The sequence below is a fragment of the Mesorhizobium sp. M7A.F.Ca.AU.002.02.1.1 genome (assembly GCF_003998535.1).
GTDB classification, from domain to species: Bacteria; Pseudomonadota; Alphaproteobacteria; order Rhizobiales; family Rhizobiaceae; genus Mesorhizobium; species Mesorhizobium ciceri.
Genome location: NZ_RZPB01000153.1, coordinates 1 through 10,075 on the forward strand (window position 1 = coordinate 1; position 10,075 = coordinate 10,075).

General features: G+C 56.8%; 7 protein-coding genes and 4 pseudogenes. 3 read left to right on the forward strand and 8 right to left on the reverse strand.

Features of this window, described 5'->3' with window-relative positions; all coding sequences use genetic code 11:
- Window positions 1–128, forward strand: a 128-nt coding sequence (locus tag EN879_RS12300) for a GMC oxidoreductase (protein WP_144289770.1), incomplete at its 5' end; no start/stop codon positions are given.
- 81 nt (window positions 129–209) lie between these two features.
- Here EN879_RS12300 and EN879_RS39875 read toward each other — a convergent pair.
- Window positions 210–353, reverse strand: a pseudogene (locus EN879_RS39875) (transposase); the annotation flags it as partial.
- Window positions 354–809: 456 nt separating this feature from the next.
- On the opposite strand from EN879_RS39875, the gene EN879_RS12305 reads away from it, so the two are divergent.
- Window positions 810–1,739: a 2-oxoglutarate and iron-dependent oxygenase domain-containing protein gene (locus EN879_RS12305; RefSeq protein WP_063170383.1), complete on the forward strand. Its 930-nt coding sequence runs from the start codon at window positions 810–812 to the stop codon at window positions 1,737–1,739.
- 476 nt (window positions 1,740–2,215) lie between these two features.
- Entirely contained in the window at window positions 2,216–2,656 is a 441-nt protein-coding gene (locus EN879_RS12310; RefSeq protein WP_158515807.1) for a GNAT family N-acetyltransferase, read from the forward strand.
- Window positions 2,657–2,798: 142 nt separating this feature from the next.
- Here the strand turns inward: EN879_RS12310 and EN879_RS12315 are convergent.
- The 7 genes and pseudogenes from EN879_RS12315 to EN879_RS39380 form a co-directional block, all read right to left on the reverse strand.
- Window positions 2,799–3,029 (reverse strand): annotated as a pseudogene (locus EN879_RS12315) (IS3 family transposase); the annotation flags it as partial.
- A 117-nt stretch (window positions 3,030–3,146) separates the two neighbouring features.
- The gene (locus EN879_RS12320) at window positions 3,147–4,316 is read right to left on the reverse strand and encodes a Xaa-Pro peptidase family protein (RefSeq protein WP_063169356.1); all 1,170 of its coding nucleotides are present in this window, start codon (window positions 4,314–4,316) and stop codon (window positions 3,147–3,149) included.
- A gap of 81 nt (window positions 4,317–4,397) precedes the next feature.
- On the reverse strand, window positions 4,398–5,666 hold the full coding sequence (locus EN879_RS12325) for an acetyl-CoA carboxylase biotin carboxylase subunit family protein (RefSeq protein ID WP_082826583.1): 1,269 nt from the start codon (window positions 5,664–5,666) through the stop codon (window positions 4,398–4,400).
- Between the two features lie 313 nt (window positions 5,667–5,979).
- Window positions 5,980–6,423: an aspartate 1-decarboxylase gene (panD, locus tag EN879_RS12330; RefSeq protein WP_063169354.1), complete on the reverse strand. Its 444-nt coding sequence runs from the start codon at window positions 6,421–6,423 to the stop codon at window positions 5,980–5,982.
- Between the two features lie 986 nt (window positions 6,424–7,409).
- Window positions 7,410–8,603 (reverse strand): annotated as a pseudogene (locus EN879_RS12335) (IS256 family transposase).
- A gap of 756 nt (window positions 8,604–9,359) precedes the next feature.
- Complete coding sequence (locus EN879_RS39880; protein ID WP_224571101.1) at window positions 9,360–9,827, reverse strand: transporter substrate-binding domain-containing protein; 468 nt, start codon at window positions 9,825–9,827, stop codon at window positions 9,360–9,362.
- Window positions 9,805–10,075, reverse strand: a pseudogene (locus EN879_RS39380) (GNAT family N-acetyltransferase); the annotation flags it as partial. The pseudogene EN879_RS39380 and the gene EN879_RS39880, both read right to left, overlap by 23 nt.

Below are 10,075 nucleotides of genomic sequence, written 5' to 3' on the forward strand. Positions count from 1 at the left end.
TTTTGGGTTTGAGGATCGCCGACGCTTCCGTCATGCCATTTTGCCCTCGGGCGAACACAAACATTCCGACGATTATGGTGGCTGAGAAATTGGCCGACACAACCTTGAGAGACGGCAGACGGAGCTAAATCGCTGCCTGCTTTGCTGCTCGGCTAGTCGTCTCGTCGAGACGGCGGATAACGTCGACAAGCGCTTCCTCAGCTCATGTGCTCCTTGGTGCCGCCAGGCAGAACGCCGAACCCGATGTAGATGGCTTTTTTGCGAACGAAGTCTTCGTCCCTGAGCTTGACCGCTCGACCCGGATAGCGTCGAAAAAGACTATGGGATAGGAAAATTTCGAGCGGTCGGTTTCTGCCATTCGGCCATCGTCCGGGACGGCGTGTGTGATGGACGAGCTCAGGTAGCTGGCGATACCTCGCGTCATAGAGCTCTTCGAGATGGCCGATCCTGCCATGAAACCCGGAGGTCGGCGCTGGTCTGGATTGAGCCTGGAAGTCATAAAGCAATTCAGAATTGTAAATCGCTCTTAGTATCTTGGCCGTGATAATGTTAAACTAACCGCGACGGATGTAACAATATATACAACTATATTAACATACAAATCGTTGTTATCTTCACCAGGAAGCGCTAGAGATCAATTGCTAAGACGGAATCACCGCCCAGCCATCGGCTTAGCCTTAGAATGGGACATCATGTCGACTTTCGTTATTATTGGAAGAGACGGCGCGTTGCCCACATCCAAGGAACTGTCGACTTTGAGAGCCGCGGCAAACACTAATCAACTTAAGCGCCCAAAAAGGGGATTGACTATGACCACGCTGCCGAAAATTTCACTTTCGAAATTGAGAGACGATGCAACGCGACGTGACGAGCGCCAGCGCCTGCAAATGGCATGCCAGGAATACGGGTTCTTCTACCTTGTCGAGCACGGCATCCCCGGGGAACAGATCGCGCAAGCCATTGAGGCTTCCCGGCGATTCTTCGCATTGCCACAGTCGGTTAAGGAACGCTACGGGCACGCCTTTCAGGACGTGTACCCCACTGCCGCCCGTGGATACAGTCCTTTACACGGCGAAATGCTACATCCTGAGGCCGGCTTCGATCCAAAGGAGGTATTCGACCTCGGAATTGAGAACGAAGGCGACCGGCGTCCGTTCTCCGGCCGCACGCGCCTTCCGGATGAAGCCTTGGCTCCTGGCTTCGCAAGAAACCTGCTTGCTTTGCAGGCTACCGTGCTCGCCGGGATTGTCCCCCAGATCGGGGATGCGCTGGCGGACCTGATAGGTATGGAAGAGGCATGGTTCCAACGCCATTTCAGCACGCCGACGCTTGGGCAACGCGTGATACGGTATCCAGCTCGCGGCGGCACTTGCGCAAAGCACACGGATCATGGCTTCTTCACGCTGCTGCTGCAAGAGGAACTCCCCCTGCGTTCCTTGCAGGTGTGGTTCCGCGGTCGATGGATGCCGGTGCCGAGCCTGCCCGATAGTCTCGTAGTCAATCTGGGCGACCTCCTTCAGGTCTTGAGCGACGGCCGCTTCAAGAGTACGCCCCACCAGGTCGTGCATAGTGGTCCGACTGATCGAATTTCGCTGCCCTTCTTTATTTATCCCGAGATCGACGCTCGCCTGACTTCGCGACAAGGGCAGCAAGTTAGTGTTGTAGAAATGATGCTGCGCAACGTTGAGTCAATATGGGTGACTGGGAATGGCGCCGGACGCGCGCGCGAACTGCAATGATTGTCTGCTTTTCTAAAGCATGCGCAATTATGGCGCCGACGCGGTGCAGATCTCCGTGGTAAGCTGGAAGAACTCTCGCATCCGCTAGATTGTCCCGCCGTCGCGCGTGTAGCGCGGCGGTCGGAAGCCCGCTTCGGGATGAATGCACCTATGGTGTCAGATTGTTTGCATCGTGTGGTCGCAGGGAAAGATCGCACTAGATCTGCACCGCTGTCGCAAACGTGCTGCGGGAAAACCTGAGGGAACTTGATCCCATGATAACGCTCGCCCAACTCGCGCTTGACGTATCGCGAACCGAGCTCCCGGGAACCAGTTCCAGCGCGACCACGACGCCGTCACAGGCGGAAAGATCTTATAACACCCGGCGGTCGCGTGCTGCACGTCTTGCGGGCCGGTGGCAGTTATCGCAAGCCGTCAACCTTTCAGGCCGAACACCTCGCGCCCTGGAGCCCATTCTCAGCCGGAGCCCGCCCCTCATGGAGATTCGTCTCGCAGGCACTGCCGACCGCGATGCATGGCGGTCCCTTTGGTACGCATATTGCGCCGACCAAGGTCTCAATTCATCAGAACAGGCGACAGATAGGATCTGGCGGCGCATCGAGCGCCCAGACGAACCGATTAACGCGCTGATCGCGGTCTCAGCAACTGGCGTTACCATAGGTTTTGCTACCTTTGTCATTCACCCGTATACTCTTAGCGATCGTCCGGTCTGTTTTCTCGCAGATCTCTATGTCGACGAGTCTTCGCGGCGCCAGGGGATTGGCCAAGCCATGCTCACGAATCTGGCCTCCTACGGTCGCGACCAAGGCTGGCTGAGAATCTATTGGAATACGGACAGATCAAATTATCATGCGCGGGCGCTCTATGACAAGATCGGTAAATTGAGTCCATACCTTACCTACTACTATGACCTGTAGACTTGCTCTGAGGTCGTAACGAAAGCGCATTGACCTGCCCCAGTCTTTTAAACAGTGGCGAGTAGACTAGAGGTGCAGCCATTTATGTTGCGCACATGGGCTTGCAGCGGAATGTATTTTCGGCGCGATGATCCATTGATCAGGCAAGGACCGTGTTCGAGGTAAACTCCGTGCGGTGGTCTGCGACGATCATGCCGGGCTTGCCGCGCTGGGCGATCAGGTCGTCAGTTCGCGAGCAACGCGGCGACCAGAGATCTGTGTCCGGAATCGCGTAAGGCATTCGCGCGTCACGTCGTCGACGAGTTGATCGGCCGCAGGAGAACTGGTCGTACAGCGACCAGCGTGCGTTCGGCTTCGCCTCGACACGGATCGGCCCCGCATGCCGACCGCCGCTCGCCGTCCGCACTTCAACAAGGTAGGCGACATCTCGTCGACCGGCAAGATCTATTCCGGACGTCCGCGCTGTCGTTATGACAAGCCATATTCTAATTTAGATCTCAAAAATCTTCCGGGGAGCAGTGGTCAGTACCTCGACGCCGGAGTCTGTGACACGGAACGTTTCGCTGATGACGTATCCAAAATCCTCCTCGATCCAATTACCTAACATCAGGTGAAAGGTCATGTTTGGTAGCAACTCTGTCATATCGCCATCCTTAAGGCTTGCGGTCGGCTCCAACCAACCAATGCCGTGTGCATAGCCGCAACGCGTCTCCTTTTTGAGGCCCCGCTTCTCGATGCTGCGATTGAAGGCGTTGGCAACATCGCTGCAAGTCGCTCCTGGCCGTATCGCATCAAGAGCGACCTCAAGGCCGGCGACTTGGATCTCATGCACGCGACGTAGACGATCGGAGGGTGAGCCGATCGTGTAAGTGCGCATAAGCCCAGCACAGTAACCATATCGCGCACCGCCGATTTCGAGATTCACCTGCGATCCATAGCGAAAAACGTCCTCGCTCCACGGAATGTGGCACGTTCCCGTTCGCGGTGATGAACACAAACTTATTCCCTCGATCCCGCTTCCTGGCTTACCGTTTGCGCCGCGCACCAACGTTGCCACAATTTCCGCGCACGCGTCTGCTTCACGCACCCCGGGGCGTATTACCTCAGCAGCGCGTCGAATCGCGGCGTCTGAGATTGCCGCCGCCTCCCGCATTACAGCTATCTCGAGATCTGACTTGATGAGCCTTTTCCAAGTGACCGCCTTAGTAGCATCGACGATCGTGGCACCAGGCAGGCGCATCCTAAACTTTTTCGCCGATTGCGATGGAAGGCAGCATAGCTCGATTCCTATGCCTCGACTCGCGAGGCCGACGTCCTCCAAGTAATCGACTACCGCGTCATAGCCATCCTTGTCAGGATTTCCAATATACGCTTCGGGGTATGCGACGATTTTGTCGCGCTCCATAAAACATTGATGAATGGCTGCCGGCGCATCACAGCGGCGCAGAATGAACGTCGGTTCCTCTTCTCGTATCGAAACCACAACGGCCTGAGGAACATAGGCTGATAGCGCGGTGTACCCCGTGAGATAGGTAATGTTATGTTGGTCGGAAACGACGAGCGCGTCGATATCGCACCGACCCATTTCGAACTTCACCGAGCCGAGCCGGCGAAGGTATTCACTTCTAGGGAATGCCTGGGGTCCCTTGGATATATTCATAAGTTTGAACTCCAGCTATGCTTTTGACAACAAGGCGAGCTATTGCGGGTAAGAGTTCTTATGCTGGCGACGGATCACCTCTCAGTTGGGGGGGAGTCGTGGGGCTGCAGATCGCTCCTGTTCGCCCGACGGCGGTGTGATAGACCAAGCGATTAAGTCGACAGCTCGTTGGAGTATCGCTTCGGTCTGAGCAAGGCTGGGTGAAACGGCGACGACATGTCCTATCCAGTCTCGAAAATCGCCTTTCCTGAAGATCGGCGCGTTGGGTTCAACATACAATTTGATTTCAGCGACACCTGGTACCGCGATCGCCTGACTGCCGCCATCGATCCAATCGAGGGTGCCGTCGCAATCAGCAACTAGGAACCGCGCGGCTGCGGTCTGCAAATGCCTTCTGCGCAAATCCCATTCCTCGCCGACGACAAGCTTGATGTGCTCGGTGACCAGATCGACACCGCTCGCCAGTTGGACCAGTTCAGGCTCAAGCGCACCAGCAAGACGCGGATTCACTTCGATTACAACCGGGCCATGATTAGTCAACCGGAGCTCGATGTTCGTTGGCCCCCAATTAAGGCCAAGAGCTTGCAAGCACCTCAGCGAAACATCAACGATACGGTCATGATCGTCTTCCGCAAGCGGGGCCGGGAAGGTCGTTTCACGGAAGACGAAATGCGGTGGGGGGCCGAAATCAACGGCGACAATCCCAATAACCTCATTGCCCATTATCTCCACGCTATAAAAAGGGCCGCGCGCGAATTCCTCAACCAATATCCTCGGCGAAGACGGCCAGATGTGCTTCCCACCCAACAGATAGGTCGTGTGGTCAGCTAACTCATCGGCGTTGCGGCACAATCGGACACCGATGCTACCGCTGCCGATTGCCGGCTTAACAATTACGGGAAAGCCGATCTCCGCGACAGCGCTTTCTACTTCTGCCACATTCAGCGCCATGCGATAAGCGGGTATCGGAACTCCGGCTTCCGCAAGTAGCTGGCGCTGAGAGAATTTGTCACAGCATCGTTCAATCAATTCGGGGTTGGGTCCCGGTAAGTCGAAATGCCGACATAGTTTGCCAACGGTTGCATAGACCGACTCGTCGATGCCCGAGAAGCCCGTGATACCAGCGATGTCATTGGTCTCACGCAGCCTGGAACATTCGCGAATCAAGGTATCAAGATTGGTTGTATCGACACGGATTGCCTCGCTTCTTTCCGCCGCAAGATACTCGTACTGTGTTGGATCAACTGATAGTGTAATTGGATGAAAGCCAAGACGCCGGGCCGCGTGGATGTATCGTATTCCATTACCTCTTGCATGGCCTTCAACCAGGATGAGAGCTTTCCTTGACATTGGCTGTTCTCCACTCTGCGTTTTTGTCGATAGGTCGTTTTGCCATCGTGGACCTCAGACTTAAAGACAACGATCCAAGGCCAAACATTCCGTGAAATTGGTCGCCTCTACCCGCAGCCGCTGGCTGAAGCTGAAGTTGCCTTTGGCGCAGCAAAATCGTCTTCCCAGATCTGGGCAGAACCGATTGGGCTTGATGGCAACTGACCGAATAGTGGCCGAGTGGGATAATGCACTGTATCGCGTACCAGAGTACTGGGGACGAGTACGCCCTTGACCGGGACCCGGCGCCACGAGCTGTCACCGAAAGGCCCTACTAGGGAGTGAGTTTTAGCGCGTTATCGCCGGGAGAGCCCTCGCGAATCGAGAACGTTATCCTTCCATCGTCGTCTATTGCACCCTCGTAGAACATGTGGTCGCAGATAGAATTATCCCGGTGGAAAGTCAGCACTCGCGGCTTGATCTCCACCATCTGATGCTCCTCGATGTATGCGGAGGAGCAAACGATTATTTCGTCCCCGACCTGACAGGTGCGAGCAGCGGCTCCGTTCAGCACGCAGCAACGAGAACCCCGCTCTCCATAAATCACGTAAGTGCTGATTCGAGCGCCCGATGATTTATTCCAGATTTCAACGAATTCCATTGGAAGGATGCCGGCTTCGTCGCAGTGATCTGGATCCAAAGTTATTGAGCCCCGGTAGTTCAAATTCGCGTCGGTCACAGTTATTCCATGAAGCTTGGCGGCAACAAATTTTCTCATCTACATTTCCTCTCGGCGGTGGGACACTGCGTCGACAAGCGATTGCTGTGTCTTGGTTTCAGGATGGATGGATGGACGTTCTGCGATTTGTCGTATTGTGGTTCTTAGGACAAAATTGATTACTCTGGCGTGGCCAGCACGAGACAGTCAGGCGAAGGCTGGTTGTGGTGGGCGGAGGCATTGCCGGCCGGCTGTCCCCCATTGGTAATGCCATCCGATACAGTTCCGACATGTTCCGTTCCTTTAATTAGTTGTGATTTCAGGTGACTGTGCCAATCGGCCCGTTCAACTGGATCGCACACAAAGTTGCAAACCTCGTGCCAAACTGGCTAATCAGGCCGGAAACAGAAATGCGTGATCTCTTTCAGCTATTTAGGTGAGCAGACCACGGATCGGATCAAGAAGGCACGTCGCGGACGCGACAAAATGTTGAGTGTAGGACGGGTTGAGGTGGCGCCCTTCTGCTGGTGGTCGTGCGGCCGATCTGGGCATCGTTGACTTCTGGCGGCGGGGATGTCGAGGACGCTCGGGTATTGGCTGTTCGGATCTTAGACGCGTGCAGCCTCATGCCTCGAATGCGGCCGTTTTACTTGTCCCAGTCGAGGCCTGCCTAAATGTTTGATCTCAGGTTTTGATGGGGCATCCTTATCTTCCGAATCAAAGGATGCACTATGGGCCAGGTTCTTCATGGGAGCGCCACGACGACAGAGGCGGTCCGTCGGGCGCCCGCTGATCAAGGGTTTGTTTTCAGCGATGGGATGGTCGCGGGGCTTACGCTCCTAAGGACGACCTTAAGAGCCCAGCCTCGCTACCGTGCCATGATCGCGCAAGGCGGCCCTCGCCGGAGGCGTACCCGAGGATCGCCCCTGACCAACAAGGAAAAGCCGGATCGACGCGGTCATGTATCCTCTAAGAGTTGTCATGACGCTTACCTCCTTCAGGTTGTGTGCGTCAAGTTCTGCAAAATGGGGCGGCCACGATGCTGGTCATGCGGCTTGGCGTAGAGCGAGCTTCTTGTGCTCGCGCAGATCGTCCATGTTGATGTAGCGGTTGGCCTCCATCCAGTTCTCGTTGGTCTCGCAGCCAGCGCCCTGACGAGGCGCAGGCAGCTTTCATTGGGGAAGATGCGCATGACATTGGTGCGCCGGCGGATTTCCTCATTGTGCCGTTCAAGCATGTTGGTGCTCTTGAGATGCTTGTGATGCTGGCGCGGCAGGCAAAAGAAGGTCAGCGTGCGCTCGATGGTCTCCTCCACCCAACTCGTCAGTCGCGGATAGCGGCCCGACCATTTGGACAGCCATGCGGCGAGATCGGCCTTGGCCTCGGCGAGATCGCGCCGGTCATTAGAGCCAGCGCAAGTCCTGCAGGCAGTCGGCGCCGTGCTTTCTCGGCAGGTGATCGAGCGCGTTCCTGAGGAAGTGGACGTAGCAGCGCTGCCAGGCGGCTTCGGGGATCACCTCGCCGATCGCCGCGACCAGGCCGGCATGATTGGCGGAGACAACCAGCTCGACGCCCTTGGGGCTGCGCGCCTTCAGCGCGACGAGGAAATCCCTCCAGGCCGAGCGGCTTTCGCGATTGGCCATCTCGACGGCCAGGATCTGGCGCCGGCCGTCCCAGTCGATGCCGACAGCGATCAGCACCGCCTGGCTCATGACGACGCCGGCCTCACGCACCTTCTCTTAGCGCGCATCGAGGATGAGGTAAGGAAACGGCTCTTGAAGGGGGCGCCTGGCAAAGGCAGCGAGGCTCTCGTCCAGCCGCTTGTTGATGGCCGAGATCGACGAGGCCGAGAACGCATGGCCGCACAGCTCTTCCGTGATCGCCTTGACCTTGCGGGTCGACACGCCCTGCACATACATCTCCGCAAGCGTCGCCACCAAGGCCCGCTCCGAACGCTGGTAACGCTCGAGAAGCTCGGTCGAGAAGCGGCCGGCCCGGTCCTGCGGAACCCGCAGCTCAAGCTTGCCGACCCGCGTGACAAGGGTGCGGCCGTAATAACCCGAGCGGTAGCCGAGCCGCTCAGGTGTGCGCTCGCTCTTCGAAGCCCCCAGCGCCTCGTCCATCTCGGCCTCGAGTACCTCCTGCATCACCGCACGGATCACTTCGTGAAGTCCGTCCGGGTCCGAAAGCAGAATGTCTTTGATGGCAGCGCTGCCGGTCTTACTTTCAATCTTGGTCATGGTGGCGTTCCTTCGCGGGAATCGGTGACGTGAACAATCACCAGCCTGCCATGACCGCCCTCTCTCAGCGAATTTGCAGAACTGTCAGCACACACCCTCCTTCATCACAAACCCAACCGAACAACTGGGCAGGTGTTCCAAAAAACGCCGAGTTCCAATAAGGACTCAGGTCCTGGTCCGCTATTGTCACCCCTTCCAAGTCGATGTGTTCGTCACAAATCTTGCGCAATTGAGAAAGGTCGCCCGGGCGTACAACTCTGATTTCCACAGTATTCTCCTGCTTCTCGTTCCGGCACACGTCAGGGGATTTGCTTGCGCAGTTGCCTGATGTGGCAGGTGAGCCAGCCCGCATATTGGCCGTCGTATTGTGGGCCGCGACGCTCACATGTGCGCACCCGATGAAGTGTAGATGTGTTTGTTTCAGGCAATGAGGCGCGTCTTGTGAGCACCGCCACGGTGGACCTGAAATCGCCTCACAGACGCTTGCCCACTGAACACGTCCCCGCCATGACCGGGGACGTGTTAAGGCACATTGCCTTCAGCCTCTGCAGAGGTCAGCGGTCTTGCTGCCGTCCGCAGGTTGTCTTTGCCGTAGCCGTATTTGCCGAATACTGCCATCATTTCGCCAGAGCCAACATAGTCCTGCATACGGCATTGAACGCGTCGACCGCAGCCTGCTCGTTGAGCTCGAAGGCGATAGCAGGATAGTTGGCTGGCGCGATGAACGAATCGGCCAGCTCAAGGCTGTGGTCCTTCTTAACAAGTCCAGTCGCTGTAAAGTAGTCGAGGGCACCGGCGGCGGCGCGACAGCCTGTCCGCCGGCGGTCCGGCGACCTGCATGATTTTGTCGTCGGCGATGCCTGACTTTTTCGCGTCCTGGACCGCGGTGTAGCCTGTATCACTGACGAAGGTGAGTCCCTTGTCACGCACATCCTCATAAGAATGCAGCCCTTCCGGGTTGCCCTTAGGCACCAGCAGTGCGCCTCTCTCCGTAGCGATCGGTTCGCTGAACAGCACGTTGCGGCAGCGCTCCGGCTTGATCCACATGCCGGCCGTGATGAAGTCGAAGCGGCTAGCCTGCAGGCCGGGGACAAGTGAGCCCCATTCGGTTACGACCGGCTCGATTCTATTCTCGTGTTTTTGCGCGACGCACGCAAATGCCAGACAATCCGATCCCCAAATTAATTCCCAGCACCGCAGGTTATTTGGTGTCCGCTTTTTCAACGAGACGCTCCATGAGCGTGCTGTAGGCGACAAAACCGGTGTGAGACCAGAAGGTCTTGCGGCCAGGATTGGTCTCCAGCACGTCGAGGAAAATCCTTGATTTGTTGTGGAAACGAGACCGAATAAGCAGCTCAAGGGTCCTGCAGCCAATCTCCGAACGTCGGTGTTGGCAGCTGACGTAGAATTGCCTCAAAAAGACGCGTTGCCCACTCGGCTCCGCATTGTCTGGCTCCAAACGATGAGTGGCG